Origin of the sequence: Flavobacterium buctense (assembly GCF_014486695.1) — a bacterium.
Taxonomy (GTDB): domain Bacteria; phylum Bacteroidota; class Bacteroidia; order Flavobacteriales; family Flavobacteriaceae; genus Flavobacterium; species Flavobacterium buctense.
Genome location: NZ_JACTAB010000001.1, coordinates 350,170 through 373,952 on the forward strand (window position 1 = coordinate 350,170; position 23,783 = coordinate 373,952).

23 protein-coding genes are annotated in these 23,783 nt (G+C 34.1%); 20 read left to right on the forward strand and 3 right to left on the reverse strand.

All coding sequences use genetic code 11. From position 1 onward, the window contains the following. Positions 1-40: 40 nt before the first annotated feature. Both ICG50_RS01500 and rnr read right to left on the reverse strand, forming a co-directional pair. Positions 41-706 carry a head GIN domain-containing protein gene (locus tag ICG50_RS01500; RefSeq protein WP_187659144.1) on the reverse strand — a complete coding sequence of 222 codons (666 nt, stop codon included), beginning with the start codon at positions 704-706 and terminating at the stop codon, positions 41-43. A 33-nt stretch (positions 707-739) separates the two neighbouring features. Then, entirely contained in the window at positions 740-2,920 is a 2,181-nt protein-coding gene (gene rnr, locus ICG50_RS01505; protein WP_187659145.1) for a ribonuclease R, read from the reverse strand. A gap of 112 nt (positions 2,921-3,032) precedes the next feature. Between rnr and ICG50_RS01510 the strand changes: the two genes are divergently transcribed. The 5 genes from ICG50_RS01510 to ICG50_RS01530 all read left to right on the forward strand — a co-directional run bounded on the left by ICG50_RS01510 (position 3,033) and on the right by ICG50_RS01530 (position 8,595). Then, complete coding sequence (locus ICG50_RS01510; RefSeq protein ID WP_187659146.1) at positions 3,033-3,266, forward strand: DUF2007 domain-containing protein; 234 nt, start codon at positions 3,033-3,035, stop codon at positions 3,264-3,266. 636 nt (positions 3,267-3,902) lie between these two features. Next, the gene (rpiB, locus tag ICG50_RS01515; protein WP_187659147.1) at positions 3,903-4,334 is read left to right on the forward strand and encodes a ribose 5-phosphate isomerase B; all 432 of its coding nucleotides are present in this window, start codon (positions 3,903-3,905) and stop codon (positions 4,332-4,334) included. Between the two features lie 331 nt (positions 4,335-4,665). After that, complete coding sequence (locus ICG50_RS01520) at positions 4,666-5,568, forward strand: cation diffusion facilitator family transporter (protein WP_187659148.1); 903 nt, start codon at positions 4,666-4,668, stop codon at positions 5,566-5,568. A gap of 12 nt (positions 5,569-5,580) precedes the next feature. After that, positions 5,581-6,402, forward strand: a complete 822-nt coding sequence (locus ICG50_RS01525; protein ID WP_187659149.1) for an NAD(P)H-hydrate dehydratase — start codon at positions 5,581-5,583, stop codon at positions 6,400-6,402. Positions 6,403-6,471: 69 nt separating this feature from the next. Beyond that, entirely contained in the window at positions 6,472-8,595 is a 2,124-nt protein-coding gene (locus tag ICG50_RS01530) for a Tex family protein (protein WP_187659150.1), read from the forward strand. 77 nt (positions 8,596-8,672) lie between these two features. Here ICG50_RS01530 and ICG50_RS01535 read toward each other — a convergent pair whose 3' ends face one another. Beyond that, positions 8,673-8,876 (reverse strand): Sec-independent protein translocase subunit TatA/TatB, encoded by a 204-nt coding sequence (locus tag ICG50_RS01535; RefSeq protein ID WP_187659151.1) that lies wholly within the window; start codon positions 8,874-8,876, stop codon positions 8,673-8,675. Positions 8,877-9,016: 140 nt separating this feature from the next. Between ICG50_RS01535 and ICG50_RS01540 the strand changes: the two genes are divergently transcribed. The 15 genes from ICG50_RS01540 to ICG50_RS01610 all read left to right on the forward strand — a co-directional run bounded on the left by ICG50_RS01540 (position 9,017) and on the right by ICG50_RS01610 (position 23,763). Next, on the forward strand, positions 9,017-9,886 hold the full coding sequence (locus tag ICG50_RS01540; protein ID WP_187659152.1) for a M23 family metallopeptidase: 870 nt from the start codon (positions 9,017-9,019) through the stop codon (positions 9,884-9,886). A gap of 1 nt (position 9,887) precedes the next feature. Then, positions 9,888-10,256: an SdpI family protein gene (locus tag ICG50_RS01545; RefSeq protein WP_187659153.1), complete on the forward strand. Its 369-nt coding sequence runs from the start codon at positions 9,888-9,890 to the stop codon at positions 10,254-10,256. Between the two features lie 2 nt (positions 10,257-10,258). Next, complete coding sequence (locus ICG50_RS01550; protein WP_187659154.1) at positions 10,259-11,764, forward strand: GH3 family acyl-acid amido synthetase; 1,506 nt, start codon at positions 10,259-10,261, stop codon at positions 11,762-11,764. A 104-nt stretch (positions 11,765-11,868) separates the two neighbouring features. Continuing rightward, positions 11,869-12,744 carry a carboxypeptidase-like regulatory domain-containing protein gene (locus ICG50_RS01555; protein WP_222940121.1) on the forward strand — a complete coding sequence of 292 codons (876 nt, stop codon included), beginning with the start codon at positions 11,869-11,871 and terminating at the stop codon, positions 12,742-12,744. A 42-nt stretch (positions 12,745-12,786) separates the two neighbouring features. Further along, complete coding sequence (locus tag ICG50_RS01560; RefSeq protein WP_187659155.1) at positions 12,787-14,478, forward strand: DUF6909 family protein; 1,692 nt, start codon at positions 12,787-12,789, stop codon at positions 14,476-14,478. 9 nt (positions 14,479-14,487) lie between these two features. After that, the gene (locus ICG50_RS01565) at positions 14,488-15,468 is read left to right on the forward strand and encodes a hypothetical protein (protein ID WP_187659156.1); all 981 of its coding nucleotides are present in this window, start codon (positions 14,488-14,490) and stop codon (positions 15,466-15,468) included. A gap of 87 nt (positions 15,469-15,555) precedes the next feature. Further along, positions 15,556-16,413 carry a glucose-1-phosphate thymidylyltransferase RfbA gene (gene rfbA / locus ICG50_RS01570; RefSeq protein WP_187659157.1) on the forward strand — a complete coding sequence of 286 codons (858 nt, stop codon included), beginning with the start codon at positions 15,556-15,558 and terminating at the stop codon, positions 16,411-16,413. Next, positions 16,414-16,965: a dTDP-4-dehydrorhamnose 3,5-epimerase gene (rfbC, locus tag ICG50_RS01575; RefSeq protein WP_187659158.1), complete on the forward strand. Its 552-nt coding sequence runs from the start codon at positions 16,414-16,416 to the stop codon at positions 16,963-16,965. It begins immediately after the preceding gene. Then, positions 16,959-17,813, forward strand: a complete 855-nt coding sequence (rfbD, locus tag ICG50_RS01580) for a dTDP-4-dehydrorhamnose reductase (RefSeq protein ID WP_187659159.1) — start codon at positions 16,959-16,961, stop codon at positions 17,811-17,813. The genes rfbC and rfbD overlap by 7 nt, the downstream gene beginning before the upstream one ends. Positions 17,814-17,816: 3 nt before the next feature. After that, positions 17,817-18,575, forward strand: coding sequence for a class I SAM-dependent methyltransferase (locus tag ICG50_RS01585; protein WP_187659160.1), 759 nt, complete (start codon positions 17,817-17,819; stop codon positions 18,573-18,575). Next, positions 18,563-19,276, forward strand: coding sequence for a glycosyltransferase (locus ICG50_RS01590; RefSeq protein ID WP_187659161.1), 714 nt, complete (start codon positions 18,563-18,565; stop codon positions 19,274-19,276). Before ICG50_RS01585 ends, ICG50_RS01590 begins: the two co-directional genes overlap by 13 nt. Positions 19,277-19,562: 286 nt before the next feature. Continuing rightward, complete coding sequence (locus ICG50_RS01595; protein WP_187659162.1) at positions 19,563-20,528, forward strand: glycosyltransferase family 2 protein; 966 nt, start codon at positions 19,563-19,565, stop codon at positions 20,526-20,528. Positions 20,529-20,531: 3 nt separating this feature from the next. Further along, positions 20,532-21,299 (forward strand): class I SAM-dependent methyltransferase, encoded by a 768-nt coding sequence (locus ICG50_RS01600; RefSeq protein WP_187659163.1) that lies wholly within the window; start codon positions 20,532-20,534, stop codon positions 21,297-21,299. Position 21,300: 1 nt separating this feature from the next. Then, positions 21,301-23,157, forward strand: coding sequence for a glycosyltransferase family 39 protein (locus ICG50_RS01605; protein ID WP_187659164.1), 1,857 nt, complete (start codon positions 21,301-21,303; stop codon positions 23,155-23,157). 57 nt (positions 23,158-23,214) lie between these two features. Beyond that, positions 23,215-23,763: a hypothetical protein gene (locus ICG50_RS01610; protein WP_187659165.1), complete on the forward strand. Its 549-nt coding sequence runs from the start codon at positions 23,215-23,217 to the stop codon at positions 23,761-23,763. Positions 23,764-23,783: the final 20 nt, after the last annotated feature.

Below are 23,783 nucleotides of genomic sequence, written 5' to 3' on the forward strand. Positions count from 1 at the left end.
ACAATGCAATTTAGAATTTAATTTTAACTATTTAAAACTATTATTGTTTTGCTTCTTCAATGTTTCCACCTGCTATCACTTTTTGATTGATTTGTTTTGGTTTACCATAAATAGTGATATCACCACCGGCACGAACTTTAGCTTCCACTAAATCCGTTGCATAAATATCTGCTTCTCCTCCGGCATTTAGTGCTATAACTGTTTGGTTGGTTTTGAAATTTTTAGCCTCAAAAATACCACCGGAATTGACTAAAACATCTTGAGTATCTGCATTTCCTTCTAAGTTAATAGTAGAACCATTTGCCACTCTAACATTTAGTTTTCCAACCTCTAAAGTCAATCTGATTTGAGAACCTTCTTTAGCATTAATTTCAAAAGAAGTAGAGTTAATTTTATCACCGCAGGCAATTCTTGATCCTTCATTGGCTTCCACAGCAGTAAGATTGTTGAAATAAACGGTAACTGAAATATTATCACCTGAAAGTAATTTAGTTAATGGCATTCTTATTTTTAATTCGCCATTTTTATTGACTAATTCCACTTCATTAGCTTCTTTACCATCAATTACAACTTTGTTTTGATTACTTTTTACTAAGTAAACATCTATTTGGTCAAAAGAGGTCACTTTTGTAAAATCACCCACATTTTTCTCTACTTGTCCGAATGCTATCGAACTGAATACTAATAAACTATAAACTAATCTCATTTTTAATTTTTTATAATTATACTAAAATTTTCTTTATTCATTTCGCCTAATAAAATGAAAATCCAATTGTTTTTTAACCAAATCGGCATTTTTTACTTTGACATAAACTTCATCACCTAGTTGTAAAATACTATTAGTAGCTTGACCAACCAATGCATATTGTTTCTCATCAAAAGTATAATAGTCCTCTTTTATTTCTCGGATTCTTACCATTCCTTCACATTTATTTTCGATGATTTCTACATAAATTCCCCATTCGGTTACGCCTGAAATTACCCCTAAAAACTCTTGGTCTTTGTGGTCTTGCATGTATTTTACTTGCATGTATTTCACCGAATCTCTTTCGGCTTGCGCTGCTAAACCTTCCATATCACTGGAATGAGCGCATTTTTCTTCGTATTCTTCTTGGCTGACACTTTTTCCGCCATCGAGATAAAATTGCAACAAACGATGTGCCATAACATCAGGATAACGTCGGATTGGTGAAGTAAAGTGACTGTAAAAATCAAAAGCCAATCCATAATGACCTATGTTTTCCGTAGAATATTTAGCTTTACTCATACTTCGAATGGTTAATGTATCTACTAAATTCTGTTCTTTTTTTCCATTAACTTCATTCAATAAATTATTCAACGACTTAGAAATATCTTGTTTGGATTTCATATTAATGGAATACCCGAATTTCGAAATCACTGTTTGAAGATTAATCAACTTGTCTTCATTAGGTTCATCGTGAATTCTATAGATAAAAGTTTTCTTTTGTTTTCCAATAAATTCGGCTACTTTTCTGTTGGCCAACAACATAAATTCTTCAATCAAATGATTGGCATCTTTAGAAATTTTAAAGAAAACACCAACCGGTTCTGATGCTTCATTCAAGTTGAATTTTACTTCTACTTTGTCAAAGGATATCGCGCCATCAGCCATTCTTTTTTTACGAAGAATTTTAGCTAAATCTTGCATTTTTAAAGTCGCTTCTACAATTTCCTTAGGTGCTTTATACTCTTTTCCCGTTAGTGAAATTTCTGCCGGAATTACATCCGAACGCGTTTCAATAATTTGCTGTGCTTCTTCGTAAGCAAAACGTTGTTCTGAATAAATGACCGTTCTTCCGAACCAAGAATCTAAAACTTCAGCTTTATTATTCAATTGAAAGATAGCGGAGAACGTATATTTTTCTTCATTTGGTCGAAGTGAACAAGCAAAATTAGACAATACTTCGGGTAACATTGGTACAACTCTATCTACTAAATATACCGAAGTAGCTCTTCTGTAAGCTTCATCATCCAGAATAGTTCCTTCTTTTAAATAATGGGAAACATCAGCAATATGAACACCAATTTCGTAATTTCCATTATCTAAAACTTGGAAAGATAACGCATCATCAAAATCTTTTGCATCTTTTGGATCAATAGTAAAAGTCAACACTTTTCGCATATCACGACGCTTAGCTATTTCCTCTTCAGTTATTGAAGTATCTAATTTATTAGCAAAGGCATCCACTTCAATTGGGAAATCATACGGTAAACCATATTCGGCTAAAATCGCATGAATTTCGGTATTGTGCTCTCCTGGTTTTCCTAAAACTTTGATTACGGAACCGAAAGGAGAATCCGCTTTTGCCGGCCAATCTTCTAATTTTACTAAAACTACATCGCCGTGTTCGGCATCGCCTAATTTGTTTTTTGGAATAAAAATATCGGTGTACATTTTAGCATTCGCTGTAGTAACAAAGCCAAAATTCTTTTGAATATCCACTACACCAACAAATTCTTCTTTGTGTCGTTCTAAAATCTCAAGGACTTCAGCTTCCGGTTTTCTGGAACTTCTTCGGTCATAAACATAAGCTTTTACTTTATCGCCGTCTAAAGCATGATTCAAATTAACAAATGGAACAAAAACGTCGTGTTCTAATTCGTCACAAACAAAATAACCGGCTTTTCTACTGGTCATGTCAATGGTTCCTTCGTAATATTTTTGGCTGGTCGCTTTAACTAAATACTTCCCGGGTTCGGATTCGATAATCAATTTTTGTGCAGCTAATACTTTTAAATCTTTGATGATTTCGTTTCTGCTTTTGGTATCATCCAACTCAAGGATAGCAGCTATTTGTTTGTAGTTGAATGGTTTATTGGCATTCTTGGATAATATTTTAAAAATCTTCTCGGAAAATGTTTTTTCGTTTTTCCCGAACTTTTTAGGTTTCTTACTCATTGTATCTCTTCTATTAATGCTGAAAATTACGAAATAGTAATTAGTAAATAGTAATTAGTGATTAGTTTTAATTAAAAAATAACAATTTGTATCTTTATAAAAAATAATAAAAATGACCGAATTTATAACGATTGCTACTTTTAATTTCGCTCATGAAGTCATGGTTTTAAGAACCATTTTAGACCGGGAAGGCATTCCTTATTTGTTTCAAAATGAGAATCTGGTTTCTGTTGATCCACTAGCCAGTTTGGCTTACGGTGGAATTCAATTGAAAGTACATCCGAACGATATTCAACAAGTTCAAACCATTTTAGATGACTTAAATAATAATTTAAAAATCGTTTAAAATCTCAAAGTTGTTAACACTTATTAAAAACAACAAAAAGTTTTTTAAAATTATTTAAAATTTATGATGGTTATTATAGGGTGTTAATAGATGCAATAACTTTTTTGAATTGACAGCGTTTTAAAAGTTATGCAAACTTATACAGAGAAATTAACAACGGAATGAAAAGATAAAAGTCTTAAAATGAGTATTTTTTTTAGACTTGTCAACAGTTGTTAACATGTGAAAAACAAAGCAAATTTTTAATAAGTTTAATAACGAATTTTTGTTGAAAACCATCTTTTTAATATTGATAAGTATTCTAAAAAAAGAGCAAACTAAATTTGATTTTCTCATTCCCCTTTTTGATTAGAAAAAAAAGCCATACAACCTCAAAAAACTTCTAATTTTCTATCCAAAGTTGTTAACAATCCGTGTTAATTTAAAGTTAACTGATTATCAAGGATTTGCAAAACACTATCAACATTATATAATTTTAACATTTGATTTAAATATTATGTAATGATTTTCAAATAGATATAAATAAATCGCAGTTAAAGGAAAACCTTAAGTTTTTAAAATCAAGTAGTTACAAGAAAGTACAAAACCAAGCAATAGTTTGCGTAAATTTGTGATCTAAACAACAAAAAAAACAACATGAAAATATCCATTGGAAACGATCACGCCGGACCGGATTACAAAAAGGCCATAGTCTCATTTTTAGAACAAAAAGGTCACCAAATAGTTAACCACGGAACCGATACTTTTGATAGTGTCGATTATCCTGATTTTGGTCATTCGGTTGCGACTGACGTTGAATCTAAAAAAGCCGATTTTGGCATAGTGATTTGTGGCTCAGGAAACGGAATAGCTATGTCAGCCAATAAACATCAAGGCATACGTGCTGCACTTTGTTGGACTAAAGAAATTGCCGCCTTAGCGCGGCAACATAATGATGCCAATGTGATTAGTATTCCGGCAAGATATACTTCTATTCAACAAGCAGTAGAAATGGTGGATACTTTTTTAAATACAACTTTCGAAGGTGGAAGACACGCCACAAGAGTTGATAAAATTTCTTGTCAATAAAGAATGATAGCCTTAAACCCTAAAACTGTAAGTGATTACAATACCTTAAGCAGAAAAGTGGCATTGCTTACTTTTCTGTTAGGGAGTTTAATAGTATCACTTTACTATTTTACAGCCTATAGCGGGGTAATTTACATTAGTTTTTTATTCATGGTTTCTTTTTTTCTTTTAAACAGTCTTCTTTTTATCATTTTAGTTTCTTTTTTCTTTAAAAATAAAAACGATAGAAAATCTATTCTGATTTCTCTTCTTATCATGTTTATGAATATACCCATAGGGTATTTGTATTTGCAAATAGGATTTAAAATTTATGGACATTTAAATTCATAAAATGAGCGAAGTTCACATTCACAAGCATGAAGTAAAAGGGAAAAACCTAGTGCTTTCTATAATCCTAAATTTGATTATTACCATAGCGCAAGTAGTGGGTGGCATCATTTCAGGAAGTTTGGCGCTAATTTCCGATGCTTTACACAATTTTTCCGATGTGCTTTCGTTAGTTTTTAGTTTGATTGCCCATAAATTATCAAGAAGAAAGGCATCTATCAACAATACTTTTGGTTACAAAAGGGCTGAATTGATTGCGGCTTTTGTCAATGCTTCCACTTTGGTCATTGTAGCCTTTATTTTGATTTATGGAGCGATTGGTAGATTTATTAGTCCGCATCCAATTGAATCCGGATTGGTAATTTGGTTGGCTTTGTTGGGTATTATTGTCAATGGTCTTTCTGTGGTTTTTCTCCGAAAAGATGCCGAGCATAATATCAATATGAAATCAGCTTATTTGCATTTGTTAACCGATATGATGGCTTCTGTGGCGGTTTTAGTTGGTGGTTTGCTAATGAAATTTTATGGTTGGTTTTGGGTTGATAGTGTAATGACTATTGCCATTGCGATTTATTTGATTGTGGTTGGTGTTAAATTATTAATCACTTCCACTAAAATGCTGATGCTTTTCACCCCTGATTTTATTGACATCAAAGAATTGGTTCGCGAAGTACACAAAATTCCGGGTGTGAATAAACTGCACCACATCCACGTTTGGCATCTTAACGACGAAGAGTTGCACCTCGAAGCGCATTTAGATTGTTCACAGGATATTAAAATGAGCGAATTCAATGAATTATTACACGAAGTTGAACAGGTTTTGTTTTTAAAATTTAACATCAATCATATCAATATACAACCCGAATTCAAAAAACAAGATCCAAAACATTTTATAGTTCAGGATTAAAAAGATTTCAAAATGATTATCGTTGACCAAAATCTTATCCGAAAAATAATCAAAAAAAGGTTGCCCGATTCACACAAAGGCGAACACGGCCATGCCTTGATTATTGCAGGAAGCCGAACCAAAATGGGTGCAGCGATTATTGCGGCTAAAGCTTGTTTAAGAAGCGGAATAGGTTTAGTAACATTGAACATTCCCAAAAAAGAAAGAGGTGCAATTTTTACGGCTATTCCCGAAGCGATGATTGAACTAAGAGAAGAAAATAACGATTGGGAAAAGTACAACGCCTTAGCTATCGGGCCGGGTTTTGGAACTGATAAAACAGCCGAAAGAAAAGTAGAATTTCTACTAAAAAATGCAAAATCACCGGTTGTTTTTGATGCCGATTCGCTAAATATTTTTGCCCAAAAGCAACAATTATTGACTAAACTTCCACCAAATTCAACGTTAACTCCTCATGTCAAAGAATTTGATCGCTTGTTTGGCATTCATTTTTCAGTCGAAAAAAGACAGCAAAAAGCCATGGAGAAAGCCATAGAACTAAATTGCATTATCGTTTTAAAAGGACACAAAACGTTTGTCACAGACGGCAAGCAATGTTTTCAAAACACCACCGGAAATCCCGGTTTAGCCAAAGGTGGTTCAGGCGATGCATTAACTGGAATTATTACGGCATTTTTGGCCCAAGGCTACGAACCGATAAACGCAGCAACTTTAGCCGTTTATCTTCATGGAATGGCTGCTGATTTAACATTGGAAACCCAAAGCGTAGAAAGCATGTTGATTACCGATGTGATAGCTAATCTCGGGAAAGCTTTTCAAAAAGTTTTAGAATAAATCTTTGCGTCCCGAAGTTTCGGGATTGCGCAATACTTTGCATCTTTGCGGTTACAAGAAATTTACACAATGACCAACATACAATTCATTCAAAACCAAGTTACGGCTTCACCAAAAAGCATTGAAGCCACTCTAAAATTACTTTCAGAAGATTGCACAATCCCTTTTATTTCTCGTTACCGAAAAGACCAAACCGGAAACTTGGACGAAGTCGTTATTGAAAATATCGCTAAACTTTCTAAACAGTTTGACGAAATCGTAAAAAGAAAAGACAGCGTTTTAAAAGCCATTGATGAACAAGGACAGCTGACTTCAGAACTAAAAAATAAAATAGAAAACAGCTTCGATTTGCAGGAGATTGAAGATTTGTATTTGCCTTATAAAAAGAAGAAAAAAACCAGAGCCGATGTAGCTCGTGAAAACGGTTTAGAACCTTTGGCTAAAATCATCATGGCGCAAAATTCGGATGATATTGAGTTTATGGCTTCCAAATATTTGAATGCTAAAGTACCAAATGAAGACGACGCATTACAAGGCGCACGCGACATTATCGCCGAATGGATCAACGAAAACATCTTTATCCGAAAAAATCTCCGTCGTTTGTTTCAAAGAAAAGCAGTTGTGGAAACCAAAGTCGTGAAAACCAAAAAAGACGATGAAGCGGCTCAAAAATTCTCGCAATATTTCGACTGGGCTGAACCGATTTCCAAAGCGCCATCGCATAGATTATTGGCCATGTTGCGCGCCGAAGCGGAAGGGTTTGTCAAATTAAATGTCGAAATCGAGAAAGAAGAAGCGATTGAATTCATCGAAAACAATACGATAAAAAACAATCGCGAAACAGCAGACCAACTGCGCCTAGCCATCAAAGACAGTTACAAAAGATTATTAGAACCGGCCATTTCCAACGAAACGTTGCAAGAAGCTAAAGCCAAAGCCGACGCGAAAGCGATTGAAGTGTTTGCCGGGAATTTAGGCCAACTTTTATTAGCGCCACCATTAGGAGAAAAGCGAATTTTAGCGATTGATCCCGGATTTAGAAGCGGTTGTAAAATTGTTTGTTTGGATGAAAAAGGCGATTTGTTATACAATGAAACCATTTATCCGCATCAGCCGCAAAATGAAATTGCAATGGCGATGAAGAAAATCAAATCGATGGTCAATGCCTATAATATTGAAGCGATTTCCATAGGTAACGGAACAGCAAGTCGCGAAACCGAATTCTTTATCAAAAAAATTCCTTTCGACAAACCGGTTCAGGTTTTTGTGGTTTCAGAAGCCGGCGCATCAGTGTATTCTGCCAGCAAAATTGCCAGAGATGAATTCCCCAATTATGACGTAACCGTTCGAGGCTCAGTTTCCATTGGAAGACGACTTTCAGATCCTTTGGCAGAATTGGTGAAAATTGATGCCAAATCCATAGGCGTCGGACAATACCAACACGATGTCGATCAAACCAAATTAAAAGAAGAATTAGACACCGTTGTCGTTCGGTGTGTGAATTCGGTTGGAATCAATATCAACACAGCCAGCAAATCACTATTGAGTTATGTTTCAGGAATCGGCGAAAAAATGGCTGAAAACATAGTCGCTTTCAGAAGTGAAAACGGTCCGTTTGAAGAGAGAAAACAATTGAAAAAAGTACCTCGTTTGGGTGACAAAGCATACCAACAAGCCGCAGCTTTTATCCGAATCAAAGGCGGAAAAAATCCGTTAGACAATTCGGCCGTACATCCGGAAGCTTATCCAATTGTAGAAAAAATGGCGAAAGATTTAGGGTTAAAAACAACCGAATTAATCGGCAAGAAAGACAAAATCAGTTTAATAAAACCCGAAGTTTATATCACTTCAGACATTGGAATTCTGGGAATCAAAGACATACTAAAAGAACTCGAAAAACCGGGATTAGATCCAAGAAAAGCCGCCAAAGTTTTCGAATTTGATGCCAATGTCAAAACCATCAAAGACGTCCGTTCCGGCATGATTTTACCCGGAATTGTCAATAACATAACGGCGTTTGGTTGCTTTGTTGATATCGGAATTAAAGAAAGTGGTTTGGTGCACATTTCCCAACTCAAAGAAGGTTTTGTGTCTGATGTAAATGAAGTAGTCAAATTACACCAACACGTTCAAGTTAAAGTCGTTGAAGTCGATGAAGAACGAAAACGCATTCAGTTGACCATGGTGTTTTAAAAGCATCAAAAATAAAATCCCAAATACCAATTGATTATTGTTGGTATTTGGGATTTAAAATATTAAATTTTGTGAAGTTATTCTTTTGCAGTAGTTTCTTCTTCTTTTTTAGGCTCGGTTGTATCGTCTTTAGCTGCTTTTTTGAATTCTTTCACGCCACTACCCAAACCTTTCATTAGTTCCGGAATTTTTTTACCTCCAAAAAGCAATAAAATAACGGCCAAAATCAACATCATTTGTGGGAATTCAATTGTGCCAAGAAATATGGTTAAAAAGTTCATGATAATTTGAATTAGATTAAATATTTGACAAATGTAGAAAATAAATCAATAACTGCTATTGATTTACTCTCAAAGAACGTTAAACTTTATAAAATCTTAAGCAGATTTAATTTCTATATTTGTGGTATAATCTAAGACCAATGTCGGAAAAACGGCTTAAACGCAAAATCATTAAGAAAAAGTTATTCACTAAAAACCGTTTGGTTATTTTGAATGAAGACACTTTTGAAGAAGTATTTTCCTTGCGTTTGACGTTGATGAATGTATTTGTAGTAGCCAGTATTGGCGCATTGTTGATTATTTTCATCACCACTTATATTATTGCCTTTACCCCATTACGAGAATACATTCCGGGTTACGCATCGACTAAATTAAAAAGAGACGCAACCGAATTGGCACTGAAATCCGATTCCTTAAGCAATGCGCTCAAGAAAAATGAAGCTTATATTGCTTCCATTAAAAAGATTTTGACCGGCGATTTGGATTATGCCAAATTCAGTAAAGATTCTATAACCGCTACCAGTCTTGAAACTATTTCTGAGGAAGATTTACAGCCCACTGAAGCCGATTTGAAACTTAGAGAACAAGTGGCCAGAGAAGACAAATACAATCTCTTTGAAAAAGCCAAACCTAAAGTAAGTGTAGTGTTTTTTCCACCGGCAAAAGGAATGATTACCGAGAAGTTTAACCCCAAAGAAAAGCATTATGCCGTTGATGTGGCTTTGGCTAAAAATACCCCAATAAAAGCCGTTTTAGCCGGAACAGTTATTTTTGCCGATTGGACACCAACAACAGGAAACGTAGTAATCATTAGACACAACAATGGATTTATATCAGCCTATAAACATGCAGCATCCATAACCAAAGACCAAGGTGATGCCGTTAGAACCGGAGAAGTCATAGCGCTCGCCGGTTCAACCGGACAAGAATCTACCGGAGTGCATTTGCACTTTGAATTGTGGAAAGACGGTTACCCAATTGATCCCACTATTTTTATAGCTTTTGAATAATATGGAAGAATCAGTAATTTACTTTTTAGAAAACACTTTGTTTATTTCCTTTTTAGTGGGATTCATTTTTTTGATTACGGCTTTAATCACTTTGAAATTTCCACCAAAGAAAATCAATTATTTATACGGTTATCGAACAACAGCTTCTATGAAAAATCAAGAGGTTTGGGATTTTGCTCAACGGTATTCAGGGATAAAAATGATTCAGGCCGGTTTATTTTTAATGCTTATTTCCTTTGTCAATGTATTTTTAAATTTCAAAGATGAATTTTTTACAGTAGCTTTTGGAATGGTATTCATAATAGCAGCTGTTATTTACTTATTTGTTTCGACAGAAAAAGCCATTAGAAAAAATTTCCCAAACCATTAATGATGTCTATAAAATCAATAGCCGCCAAATTATTTGCCAAAAGCATTCACAAAAAAGTCCAAGCTTGGGCTTCAAATCCTGTTGAAACGCAACAAAAAGTGCTAGAGGATTTAATCGGTCAAGCCAAATTTACCTTGTTTGGAAACGACCACGATTTTCTTAACATCAAATCTTTTGAAGATTTCGCTGCTAAAGTTCCGATTAGAGATTATGAAGAATTGAGACCTTATGTAGACAAAGTGGTCAAAGGCGAAGAAAACATCCTTTGGAAAGGCAAACCCATTTATTTTGCCAAAACATCGGGAACGACTTCTGGCGCCAAATACATTCCGCTGACCAAAGAATCGATGCCATTTCACATCGAAGCCGCCCGAAATGCCATACTAAGTTACATCCACGAAACCGGCAAAGCAGACTTTGTCGACGGCAAAATGATTTTCCTGCAAGGCAGTCCGATTTTAGAAGAGAAAAACGGAATTAAATTAGGAAGACTGTCCGGGATTGTAGCCCATTTTGTGCCTAAATATCTCCAAAAAAACCGCATGCCGAGTTGGGAAACTAATTGCATAGAAGATTGGGAAACCAAAGTCGATGCGATTGTAGAAGAAACATTTTACGAAAACATGACCGTAATTTCGGGAATTCCTTCTTGGGTGCAAATGTATTTTGAAAAACTGCAGCAAAAAGGCCAAAAACCCGTTGGCGAAATCTTTAAAAATTTCAATTTGTTTATTTATGGTGGCGTAAACTATGAACCCTATCGCGCCAAATTTGAAAATTTAATAGGCCGAAAAGTCGATTCGATTGAGTTGTTTCCCGCTTCCGAAGGCTTTTTTGCCTACCAAGATTCACAAAAAGAAAAAGGCATGTTGCTGTTATTGAATTCAGGCATTTTCTACGAATTTATAAAAGCAGACGAATTTTACACAGAAAAACCAAGACGCTATACCATCGGCGAAGTCGAATTAGGAACCAATTACGTTTTAATCATTTCCACGAACGCCGGACTTTGGGCCTACAACATCGGCGATACCGTTCAGTTTACCAGTTTAAAACCTTATCGCGTCATCGTTTCCGGAAGGATTAAACATTACATTTCTGCTTTTGGCGAACACGTCATTGGCAAAGAAGTGGAAAGCGCTTTACAAGAAGCCATGCAAGGAACCAATGTTCGCATAAACGAGTTTACCGTGGCGCCGCAAATCACACCAAGCGAAGGATTGCCTTACCACGAATGGTTTATCGAATTCGATTCTGAAGCTTCGGGAGAACCCGAAAACCTGGATGATTTTGCCTTAAGAATTGACCAAGCCATGCGAAAGCAAAACACTTATTACGATGATTTAATCGTTGGCAATGTGTTGCAAACACTAGTCATTACCAAAGTCGCCAAAAACGGGTTCCAAGAGTATATGAAATCCATCGGAAAACTTGGCGGACAAAACAAATTACCGAGATTGGCTAACGACAGAAAGATTGCCGATTTTTTTAAAAATAAAGAGCGATAGGTTCGGGCATTTTTGTAATCCATTTTCCTGCTACCGAAACTCGCTGTAACGGCGTTACGAGCTCAAACAATTTCGGTATCAGGGCTAAAAAGCAAACTAAAGGAATGAAAATAATAGTTTTAATGGTCGTTTTGTTTTTAAAAACATTAGGGGTTTCCGCCCAAATTAAAGGTGTCGTCAAGGACAGTTTATCAGGCCAACCGATTTCGTATGTCAATATTTGGGTGGAGAATGAAAATATCGCCACCACTACTGAAGAAGATGGTACTTTTTCCCTCAATGTTTCGGGAAACAAAAATTTGATTTTTTCGGCGCTTGGTTACGAAAAGAAAACCAGTAAAGCTGCTCAATCGGCTGAGGTTTTTTTAAACGCTAAAGCTTTTGATTTAGAGGAAGTAGTTATATCGAACAGTATTGAAACTAAAAGGATTGTCATTGGTCAAACCGAAAACACTATTGCCCAAGCCTTTGACAACGGACCAAGAATTGACGTGAAATATTTTCCATACAATCCGGCTTATAATAAAACAAGATACCTCAAAAAAGTAACTCTTTCTACTGACAGTAGGATTGAAGACGCTACAATTAGAATTCGATTTTACAGTGTCGATGCCAATGGTTTTCCGGGAGAGGAAATGCTAAAAAAAGATTTAATAGTTACCGTTAAAAATGGCACGAAGTCTAATAAAATAGACCTATCAGATTATAATTTGGTTATGCCGAAAAACGGACTCTTTGTGGGTTTTGAAAAGCTAATGATAGAAAAAAACAAGAAAGAGAGAACAGTAACCGACCAGAATACGCAAACCACACAAATTCTAAAAACCTATTACCCGTTTATCCTATACAACTATGTAGAAAGAGACGCGCTTTTTACTTTTTCTGGCGGAAAATGGAACAAACAAACAAACGAGTCCAACGGCATGCCGGAAAAAGTAAAAGGGTATGAACCGGCAATCAACCTAATTCTTTCGAACTAAACGACAAAAACCCTATATTTGCGGGTTAGAAAACAAAATTTAATGAAGGAAATTAAAAACATTTCGCGCTCACGAGCGCAAGAATCGTCGGCAGCTATTGAACGATTGTATATTACCATGAGACATTTATTCAACAGAGGTTTTTATAAACCCATGGGTGTTTCAGGGGAAACTTTAAGAGAGGCATTATTGTCGCTAAGACCCGAAATTTACGGCAGCATCGCCGAAGAAAAAGTAGAACTCAACGGGTTGCTTTATGTTATCGAAAGACTTCCGGTTGGCATTGAAGAATGTCGTTTTATCAACTTAACTTCAGATGAAGGCTATTCAAAATCGCATTTTCAAGCGATAGTTCCACCCAAAAGAAGAAGAAATTGTTATCGCATTGATGAAGAACAAATGAACGTGGAAATCACGCGCGGGCGTTCCGATATTTATGATATTTTAACGCATTTGACTTTTATTTTTATCGAGTCACACAAAATTAAAGACCGCGTTTTATTAGACGAATCTAATGTTGAATTGACCCGAGATTGGCAAAAATTAGAACAAGCGGTTTTACAAAATAAAAAGTTTACGCAGTCAGAAAAGGAAGTGGCGATTTCCCATGCCGCCAATGTTTTAGGCAGAAGTTTTTCGGAAGTGTTAGACATTTATGATGCTTTTGGCACCAAAGAAAAACCGGATAGATTTTTACACGTAATCTATTGGCTTGGCAAATTGGCCATCGAAGAAATCGTGGAGAACAACAAAAGAACGATTACGTTCAGTCCGATTTTAAGAGAAAGATTAGGCCATCACATCCATGGTGAAATTTGGGCAACAACCATTAAAGAAACCTTAAAAGCCAATAATTTATTGGAAAGACCAATCCACATTATCAGTGCAAACATGCACAGTGTAATGAATTCGCTCTTTGCTACGACGGTTTTGAAAACCAAATTCAAAGACAAATCGGATTTCTTTATTTATGAAGAATTGAGTAAATCAGGTGCTGATCCGGTTAGAAATAAAGTAGAGGAATTTGCTGTAAAACACGGGATGATTTCTTTACCTGACCAATCGGGAACCAACATTGATGTTCAGATTTTTGATACCGCCAAAATTGATTGGGTTAAATCGAGTTTCCCAAAAGCTAAAGTAGGAAAAGAAAGTCCGGTGCTAATCGTAATGGATTATGCTTTTGGCGAACAAGCCTTTGAAACCATTGACGAATTATTAAAACCCTACAAAGAAGGCAAAACCAAAACTTTCCTAAAGGTAGAATCGGTTTCTATCATGGGGAAAGCCGGTATTTTACAAGGCGGAAAAGGCGATATAATGATTCCATCAGCACACATCAACGAAGGAACTGCGGATAATTATCCGTTTGAAAACGAATTGACAGCAGCAATGTTTGAAGGCAATGATATTCCGGTATTTTCAGGACCTATGGTAACCGTATTAGGAACATCGCTTCAAAATAAAGATTTATTAAAATTTTTCCATGAATCTACTTGGGAAGTTATAGGTTTAGAAATGGAAGGCGCTTATTATCAAAAGGCCATTCAGTCAGCTTCTAAAATCAGAAAAAGCATTCATCCGAATGTTAAAGTTCGTTACGCATATTATGCCTCGGATAACCCATTAGAAACCGGAAGCACCTTGGCTTCGGGCGGATTGGGAACTACCGGTGTCAAACCAACGTATTTAATTACCATTAAAATATTAGAACAAATCTTTAACGTAAAATAATCATTTTTTATGAGCGCAACACCTCAAAATAACACGGACAATCAGGAAATAGATTTATCTCAAATTTCTAAGAGAATCGGATCTTTTTTTGAAAATATTGCCACCCAAGTTTTTAAAGCATTTTTATTTTTTAAAAGAAACATCATTTGGATTGGAATTTTGTTCGTTTTAGGTGCCGGACTTGGATATTACTTTGACAAAAACAACAAAGTCTATAACAATCAGATAATTGTTTGCCCCAATTTTGGTTCAACGGATTATTTATACGCTAAAATAAGTTTGATTAATTCCAAAATTCAGGAACAAGACACTTTGTTTTTAAAAGAAGTAGTGGGAATTAAAAATCCGGCAAAGTTTATCAAAATTGAGGTACAGCCCATTTCGGATATTTATAAGTTTATTGAAGAACGAGATAAAAACTTCGAGGTTTTAAAGTTAATGGCAGAAGATGGTGATGTAAAAAAAATCATCAACGATAATTTAACCAGTAAAAATTACCCGTATCATTTAATTTCATTTGTAACCCTCAATGAAACTTCTAAAGACAAAACGGTAGAACCGTTGTTAAAATATTTCAATGATTCGGATTATTATAAAGTTATTCAAAAGCAGTTTATGGATAACGTTAAAATCAAAATAGCGGACAATGACTCGATAATTTCACAAATTAACGGGGTTTTAAATACCATTTCAAGTACAAACGCTTCGCCTAAAGGGGATAAGTTATTTTACTACAATGAAAACTCTCAATTGGGTGATGTACTAAAAATCAAACACGAAATTAACTATGAACAAGGAATGCGAAGGTTAGACTTGATCAATTTGGATAAAATTATTAAAGACAACAGCCATACTTTAAACATCAAAAACAAAGAATCTTTGAATGGTAAAATGAAGTATGCAATACCCTTTTTCTTCATAGGAATCTTTGTTCTCTTTGGATTGATAAAAAGGTATTACAAATACCAAATGGCTAAATTGAACAATTAATTTATAAAAGTGCAAAGCTTAATCGCAAAGGTAAAAACACGATTGAGTGCTATTACATTTGATTGAATGAAACAATAAGTAAGACAGATGAAAGGAATAATATTAGCAGGAGGTTCCGGAACAAGATTGCATCCATTGACCTTAGCGGTTAGTAAACAATTAATGCCTATTTATGACAAACCGATGATTTATTATCCGTTGTCTACGTTGATGTGGTCAGGAATTCGCGAGATATTGATCATTTCTACACCACATGATTTACCGCTTTTCAGACAACTTTTAGGTGATGGTTCGAGTTTGGGATGCCGATTTGAATATGCCGTTCAAGAAAACCCCAATGGGCTGGCAGAAGCCTTTATCATCGGAAAAGAGTTTATTGGAAACGATAAAGTAGCTTTGGTTTTAGGCGATAATATTTTTTATGGCACTGGACTTTCTGATTTGCTTTTGGCCAACAATAATCCGGATGGAGGTATTATCTATGCCTATCATGTTCATGATCCGGAACGTTATGGTGTAGTAGATTTTGACGCAGAAGGCAAAGTCTTATCGATTGAAGAAAAACCATCGCAGCCAAAATCTAATTTTGCTGTTCCCGGAATCTATTTTTATGACAATGATGTTGTAGCAATAGCAGCCAATATAAAACCAAGTCCACGTGGGGAATTAGAAATAACCGACGTCAACAAAGAGTATTTAAAAAGAGGAAAACTCAAAGTAAGTATACTCGATAGAGGAACCGCTTGGTTAGACACAGGAACGTTTAATTCCCTAATGCAAGCCAGCCAATTTGTTCAAGTAATAGAGGAAAGACAGGGATTAAAAATTGGCGCTATTGAAGAAGCTGCCTATAAAATGGGCTTTATTGAAGCCGAACAATTAAAAAAATTAGCCCAACCGTTGTTAAAAAGCGGTTATGGTAATCATTTATTAAGTTTGATTTAAATGAATTTTATTCCAACAAAACTCGAAGGATGTTTTATTATTGAACCCAAAATAATCCTTGATGAAAGAGGTTATTTTATGGAAAGTTTCAACGAAAGAACTTTTCAAAACGGGGTTGGACAAGAAGTTCATTTTGTTCAAGACAATCAATCCTATTCTTCAAAAGGAGTTTTACGCGGATTGCATTATCAAACAGGTGAACATGCACAAGCTAAACTGGTAAGAGTATTGCAAGGAGAAGTTTTAGACGTTGCAGTCGATATTCGCCCTAATTCACCAACATTCGGACACTATGAAGCTGTGGTTTTATCGGGAGATAATCAGCGGCAATTTTTTGTTCCGAGAGGTTTTGCCCACGGATTTTTAGTGCTCAGTGATACGGCAACATTCTTTTATAAATGCGACAATTTTTATAACAAAGAAAGCGAAGGCGGAATTATCTACAACGATAAAAGTATCAATATTGACTGGAGTTTTTCTTCAGACAAGCTCATAATTTCAGAAAAAGACAAAGTACAACCCACTATAGAAAATGCCCCAAAAGCATGGTAGTTTTAGTCACAGGAAGTGCCGGACAATTAGGTCAAAGTTTGCAATTTATTGCACCCAATTATCCTGAAATTCAGTTTCTATTTTATACATCAAAAGAATTAGACATAACGAATTTAGGGCAGTGTAAGTTAATTTTTTCCAAACATCAACCTGATTTTTGCATAAACGCAGCTGCTTATACCGCTGTTGACAAAGCCGAAAGCGAACCGGAAAAAGCACATTTAATTAATGTAATAGGGGCTAAAAATTTAGCTGAGGTTTGTAAAGAACTACAGACCGTTTTACTCCACATTTCAACAGATTTTGTTTTTGATGGAGAAAAAAAGGTTCCGTATACCGAAACGGATTTGCCAAATCCAACAGGAATTTACGGTCAAACAAAATTGGAGGGCGAGAAGGCCATTCAAAATACCTGGGAAAAGCATTTCATCATAAGAACTTCTTGGGTTTATTCTCCATTTGGAAATAATTTTATGAAGACTATGTTGCGTTTGGCTTCAGAAAGAGACAGTATTTCTGTTGTAAATGACCAAATTGGAACACCAACGAATGCGGTTGATTTAGCAACGGCTTTAATTCAAATCATTTTAACCGACAACCGACAACCGACAAAAAACTATGGCATCTATAACTTCAGTAATGAAGGACAATGCAGTTGGTATGATTTTGCACAAAAAATATTTGAAGTTAACGGGATAAGTATAAATTTACAACCAATTGCAACTTCGGGATTTCCAACACCTGCCAAGAGACCGGAGTTTAGTGTTTTGGACAAAACTAAAATCAAGAACACTTTTGGTTTAGAAATTAATAACTGGAAAGGGAGTTTACAAGAGCTTAAGCTTTAAAAAATGGATATATCAGAGTTCTCAAGATTAAATGACAAGGGTAATTATAGCAGACATCCATGGGAGACCTCAAGGAAGAATGTTTTACATACCTTTTTAAAACAATCAGAAATCCAATTTCCAATAGAAAGGATTGTTGACATTGGCAGTGGAGATGCTTTTGTAATTCACACTTTAGTAGAGAAAAATTTAGCTAAGGAATATTACGCCATTGATACGGCTTACACTCCCGAAGTCATCGCTCAGTTAAAATCAAACAACAATAACAGTCAAGTTGTTTATTTTCAAAACCTTAAAGAGTATTTAACAACAGTAACAGAAAAAGCACCAACATTATATTTGTGCATGGATGTTTTGGAACATTTAGAAGAGGAGAAAATCATCCTTGACGACTTACAGTCAAAAGACAACAATTATTTCTTTTTTGCCGTTCCTGCTTTTCAATCTGTTTTTTCAAGTCACGATGTTTTATTAGGACACTACAGGAGATACACACTGAAGCAATTAATGACTGTTTTAAATAATTATCAGTTTACCATTATTGATAAAGGATATTATTTTACTTCATTACTGTTGTTTAGAAAGCTGGATAAGTTTCTTAAAAAAGACAAAGACGAATCAATAGACAATTGGGAAGCAGGTAAATTAAAAACAGCCGCAATCAATACCATGTTAACCATTGATTTTAAAATCAGTTTATTGTTAAAAAAACTTGGTGTAACAGTTCCCGGACTTTCTTGTTATTGTTTATGCAAAAAATAGCTATTATAATTCCATGCTATAATGAAGAAAAACGATTAAAAATTTCTTCATTATCTTATTTGATAGAGAATACTTCTATCGATATATATTTGGCCAATGATGGAAGTAAAGACAGAACATTGGCTGTTATAAATGAATTTGCTTCAGAAAATCCAACACGATGTTTTGTATTGAATTTTGAAAAAAATGAAGGAAAAGCGAACACTATTTTTAAATCGGTAAACTTGTTATTAGAAAAGAATAAGTATGATTTTATAGGGTATTTTGACGCAGATTTTTCTACACCCGAATCTGAAATCAAAAGATTGTTATCCGAAATTAAAAATGACGAAACTTCATTTTTGTTTGGCTCAAGAATACTGTTACTCAATTCCGGAATCAAAAGAAAATACCATCGACATATCATAGGAAGAGTAATAATTACATTAATCAATCTAAAATTCAAGTTAGGCATTTACGATACTCAATGTGGGGCAAAAATATTTTCGAGCTCTATACTGCAACAAGTTTTTGAAAAGCCATTCAAGACTTCCTGGCTCTTTGATGTAGAAATTTTTATTCGATTAAAGAAGAAAAACCTTTTAAGTAAAGGAAGGGAAATCCCGGTGTATAATTGGAAAGATGTTGATGGTTCAAAACTAGGCTGGAGAACAGGGTTTAAAATAATCTCAGAAATGCTTACCATTGTTAGAAAATATTAAATAATAATTATTTAAGGCAATACAAAAAAACAATCACTATACAAAATTCTTAAAGCAACACACGAAGCACTTTGGTATTTATAACTTATCCATTTAAGAATGATGTTTATGGTATGATTTTGCTAAAAAGATATTTGAAGTTAACAATATAAAGAGTAATTTGCCTCCAATTCCAAATAACGGTTTTTCCAATACTAACCAAAAGCACAAAACACAGCATTTAAGTTAAAAACTAAAAATTCAAAGTTGTTTTTAGAAGTGAAAAAAAATGGAAAGAGTTTAAGAAATGAGAGAAAACAGTATCGATATATCCATCATTGTTCCACTGTATAATGAGGAATTGGTTTTTGAACAATTAATTCAAAGACTTAAAGGCGTAATTTCTTCTACGAGCTTTAGTTGTGAGGTTATTTTAGTTAATGATGGCAGCAGTGACCAAACCGCTGAATTAATAGAAAAGATTTGTAAAGAAGACAATCGTTTTACCGGGATAATACTTTCAAGAAATTATGGACATCAATTAGCAGTTAGCGCAGGATTGGCCAATGTAAGAGGGAAAAGAGGCGCGATGATTATTGATGGCGATTTACAAGATCCTCCGGAGTTAATAATCAATTTTTATAAGTTATTAATAGATGGATATGACGTAATTTATGCCATCAGAAAAAACAGAAAGGAAAGTTTCTTTAAAAAGAAAGCCTACAATTTATATTACCGTTTGCAGAAAAAAATATCCAATTTTAATATTCCTATCGACAGTGGAGATTTCTCCATGATTAGCCGAAGAGTAGTGGATAATTTAAACGACATGCCCGAAAAAAGCCGATACATCAGAGGAATGAGAGCATGGATTGGTTTTAAGCAAATTGGTTATGAATATGACCGTGATGAGAGACAAGCCGGCGAAACTAAATACAGTTGGTCAAAACTCTTTGAATTGGCCTTCAACGGCATCTTTAATTTTAGTGATTTTCCTGTAAGATTCATTGCTAAATTAGGTTTTTTAACGGTTATTTTTTCATTGTTTTATTTTGTTTACAATCTATACAGAAAGTTTTATTATAACGATGTTCCTCAAGGATTTACAGCAACAATTTTAGCCATTATTTTGTTTAGCGGTGTTCAGTTAATTTCGTTAGGTATTATAGGTGAATATGTTTTGCGTATTTATAATCAGGTAAGAAATAGACCATTATTCATTATCGATAAAATAATCAGAAAAGAAGAAAGCAATCTTAATAATGAAGCTTAATTTATGAATCACGAATACTACAAAGAATATTATGATTTGGAGCGAAATCACTGGTGGTTCATTGCTAGAGAAAAAATCATATCCAATTATATTACCAAATTACTTAGAGAAGATAAACAAGATATCTCTTCGATAAGAATTCTAAATATTGGTTGCGGTCCGGGTAGAAGTTCAGAATATTTGTCAAAATTTGGAAATGTTATTTCCATTGAATATGATAAATTTTGTTGTGAATTTGCTTCTCAAAAAACGGGGCTTGAAATCATTAACGGCTCAATTACAGAAATTCCTTTTCCTGAAAATTCCTTTGACTTGGTTTGTGCTTTTGATGTCATCGAACATGTTGAAGACGACCAATTAGCCGTGACCGAAATGAAAAGAGTTTTAAAAGATGATGGAATTATTTTCATCACCGTTCCGGCTTTTATGAGTTTGTGGAGTCATCATGACGTAATCAATCATCATTTCAGAAGGTATAAATTACCGGAAGTTAAGAAGCTGTTTTTATCAAAAAACGATGGTAAGCTGATTTTTTCTTCTTACTTCAATACATTCCTATTCCCCCCCATTTATTTATTCAGAAAAATAAGCAATTTACTTAAAACGGGTGAAAAAAGAGCCGGCTCAGGCAGTGATTTCGAAGCCTTCAAGCCCGGAATATTAAACAATATATTGTTTAATATTATGCATTTAGAAACAAAATTTATCAATAAAAATATAAGTTTCCCATTTGGTGTATCGATTCTTTACACTTGGAAAAAACATAAGTAAAATGAAACTAGTATATTGGATAAAAAGCAACAAGTGGTTGGTGATAATATTATTTTTGGCAACGGCATTAAGGGTCTATAATGTTGATTTTCAAAGCATTTGGTTAGATGAAATTCATACAATAAATGAAGCAAATCCTAGCTTAAGTTTCAGTGAGATGTATCAATTGATGATGATTACTGAACCACATCCGCCTTTGTATTTTATTTTAGTAAAAATAGTATTCACCGTTTTCGGATACACAACATTTGTTTTGAGATGTTTTTCGGCATTGCTTGGTGTTGGAGGATTATTAGCTGTTTATTTTCTTGGAAAAGAATTGATGAATAAGCAGGTTGGTATTATTAGTGCTTTGCTTTTAAGTGTAAATTATTTTCATTTGTATCATTCACAAGATGGGAGAATGTATTCCATGTTGTTTTTAACCACTACTTTATCATTTTTGTTCTTGGCTAAATTTATTAAAAAGCCATCTTACCAAACGGCTGTTTTACATGGGTTTTTTGCTGTTTTAATGATTTACACTCATTTTTTTGCATTATTTGCCCTCTTTGCAGAATATTTAATTTTGTTATTTTTTATTCTAAAGCCATTCAAAACAGACTCTAAGAAATTTTTCTTCTTTTCGTGCATTTCTGGGTTGATAACACTAGTACTTTATTTACCGAGTTTGAAATTGTTTTTTGCTGCTTCAGAAAGGACATCTATTTGGATTCCAATCCCCGAAGTTGATGTTTATACCCAAATGTTTAAAGAGTTTTTCGGTCAATCAGAAATTGTTTTATTCTTTGTAATTGCCTTGTTATTTTATGGTTTTATTCGATTATTTGAAAGCACTAGGGAAGAAAGTGTCACCATAAATCCTGATAAAAATGAGCTAAATTTCAGCTTTTTTATATTGATTACGTGGATAATGGTTACGCTCCTAATTCCATTAGTATTGTCCTTTGTCAATTTACCCATGTTAATAAGCCGTTATTTTATAAACATACTTCCGGCATTAATTATTTTGATTTCAATAGGTATTTTTTATATACGAAACCACATTGTTAAATTAGGCATTATTGCTTTAATAATTGTTTTTTCATTAATAGATGTAGTTATTGTAAAGAGATTTTACACCAGCACCTATAAAACACAATTCAGAGAGCTGAGTTTATTCATTCAGAAGAACAAAAAGACAGACGAAAAAGTGGTGAGCAGCTTGGCTTGGTATTTTCCTTTCTTCCTCAATAATAAGGAAGTAAAAACAAATTTAATAGAAAATAATTTAGATAGTTATGTAGCCGAAATGATTAGCGGTAAGGAACAAACAATCTCTTTTTGGTATGCTGATGGACATCAAAGAACCTATAATCCTTCACAGGCAACCCTCGATTTTTTGAATGCAAACTTTGTAGTTGATTTGAACAGCGATTTTTATGATTGTTGGACAAAACATTACATTCTAAAGAAAGATTATAACCCAAAAGTTGATATATCAGCATTTTATCCACTAAAAATGTTAAATGGAGATAGAATGAATTATTCTTTTGAAAGTTTTAATGTTACTAATGATAAAATTATTTTTAATGGATGGGCTTATCTTGAAAACCAAGATGCATTAACAACTCGGATTTATGTACTTGCATTTGATGAGCAAAATAATTACACTATTTTAAACATTCAAAACACCACAAGAAAAGATGTTACAACTTACTTCAAAAGTAAATTTAATATTGATAATTCAGGATTTTCAGCAGAGATTGACAAAACTGCATTCAGAAAAGGAAACTATAAGTTAGGAATTTTGCTTTTTGATGACCAAAATAAATCAAAAGGATTGGTAATTACGGACAAGAAAGTCACCATTGATTAATAATTTAAAACAACGTATTTTACATATTAATTTTATATTTGCAAAAAAACAATAAATATGAAAACTAAAAGTCTTATCCTTTTTGTGTTGCTAACAGTAAGTTTTTTTTCTTGTAAGGAAGAGAAAAAAGTAGAAGACAACACAAGTACAGAAGTCAAAAATGTCGACACAAAATTTAAAGTTTCATTTGAGTTATTAGCTCTAAAAGACGATAATTTTCATCTTTATTACACTGAAGATGGCTCCATAAACTTTACAGAAGAAAAATCACTTTGGTATCCATATAAAGGGAGTGATAAACCTCAAGAGGTGGTTTTCAGTTTGCCTGAAGATGCAATTCCAACCAATTTAAGAGTTGATTTTGGTCACGATGTCAATAAAGAACAAACTGAAATTGTATTGAAAAAATTCAAGATGAATTATTACGAAAAATCTTTTGAGGCAAAAGACTCTTTGATTTATTATTATTTCTATCCAAATCAAGAAAGTACAATTTTAGATAAAAAGACATCTACTTTAAAACGAATTAAACTAGATCAGAATTCACCACCAATTTTATATCCGCATGAAACACTTTCTCAGGAAATAGATAAATTAGTGAAATAGATTCAGTAAAATAATATCGA

Bases quoted from the DNA above. Each gene is read 5' to 3' on its own strand.
- ICG50_RS01500 (WP_187659144.1), bottom strand. From the start codon at position 706: ATGAGATTAGTTTATAGTTTATTAGTATTCAGTTCGATAGCATTCGGA.
- rnr (WP_187659145.1), bottom strand. From the start codon at position 2,920: ATGAGTAAGAAACCTAAAAAGTTCGGGAAAAACGAAAAAACATTTTCC.
- ICG50_RS01510 (WP_187659146.1), top strand. From the start codon at position 3,033: ATGACCGAATTTATAACGATTGCTACTTTTAATTTCGCTCATGAAGTC.
- rpiB (WP_187659147.1), top strand. From the start codon at position 3,903: ATGAAAATATCCATTGGAAACGATCACGCCGGACCGGATTACAAAAAG.
- ICG50_RS01520 (WP_187659148.1), top strand. From the start codon at position 4,666: ATGAGCGAAGTTCACATTCACAAGCATGAAGTAAAAGGGAAAAACCTA.
- ICG50_RS01525 (WP_187659149.1), top strand. From the start codon at position 5,581: ATGATTATCGTTGACCAAAATCTTATCCGAAAAATAATCAAAAAAAGG.
- ICG50_RS01530 (WP_187659150.1), top strand. From the start codon at position 6,472: ATGACCAACATACAATTCATTCAAAACCAAGTTACGGCTTCACCAAAA.
- ICG50_RS01535 (WP_187659151.1), bottom strand. From the start codon at position 8,876: ATGAACTTTTTAACCATATTTCTTGGCACAATTGAATTCCCACAAATG.
- ICG50_RS01540 (WP_187659152.1), top strand. From the start codon at position 9,017: ATGTCGGAAAAACGGCTTAAACGCAAAATCATTAAGAAAAAGTTATTC.
- ICG50_RS01545 (WP_187659153.1), top strand. From the start codon at position 9,888: ATGGAAGAATCAGTAATTTACTTTTTAGAAAACACTTTGTTTATTTCC.
- ICG50_RS01550 (WP_187659154.1), top strand. From the start codon at position 10,259: ATGTCTATAAAATCAATAGCCGCCAAATTATTTGCCAAAAGCATTCAC.
- ICG50_RS01555 (WP_222940121.1), top strand. From the start codon at position 11,869: ATGAAAATAATAGTTTTAATGGTCGTTTTGTTTTTAAAAACATTAGGG.
- ICG50_RS01560 (WP_187659155.1), top strand. From the start codon at position 12,787: ATGAAGGAAATTAAAAACATTTCGCGCTCACGAGCGCAAGAATCGTCG.
- ICG50_RS01565 (WP_187659156.1), top strand. From the start codon at position 14,488: ATGAGCGCAACACCTCAAAATAACACGGACAATCAGGAAATAGATTTA.
- rfbA (WP_187659157.1), top strand. From the start codon at position 15,556: ATGAAAGGAATAATATTAGCAGGAGGTTCCGGAACAAGATTGCATCCA.
- rfbC (WP_187659158.1), top strand. From the start codon at position 16,414: ATGAATTTTATTCCAACAAAACTCGAAGGATGTTTTATTATTGAACCC.
- rfbD (WP_187659159.1), top strand. From the start codon at position 16,959: ATGGTAGTTTTAGTCACAGGAAGTGCCGGACAATTAGGTCAAAGTTTG.
- ICG50_RS01585 (WP_187659160.1), top strand. From the start codon at position 17,817: ATGGATATATCAGAGTTCTCAAGATTAAATGACAAGGGTAATTATAGC.
- ICG50_RS01590 (WP_187659161.1), top strand. From the start codon at position 18,563: ATGCAAAAAATAGCTATTATAATTCCATGCTATAATGAAGAAAAACGA.
- ICG50_RS01595 (WP_187659162.1), top strand. From the start codon at position 19,563: ATGAGAGAAAACAGTATCGATATATCCATCATTGTTCCACTGTATAAT.
- ICG50_RS01600 (WP_187659163.1), top strand. From the start codon at position 20,532: ATGAATCACGAATACTACAAAGAATATTATGATTTGGAGCGAAATCAC.
- ICG50_RS01605 (WP_187659164.1), top strand. From the start codon at position 21,301: ATGAAACTAGTATATTGGATAAAAAGCAACAAGTGGTTGGTGATAATA.
- ICG50_RS01610 (WP_187659165.1), top strand. From the start codon at position 23,215: ATGAAAACTAAAAGTCTTATCCTTTTTGTGTTGCTAACAGTAAGTTTT.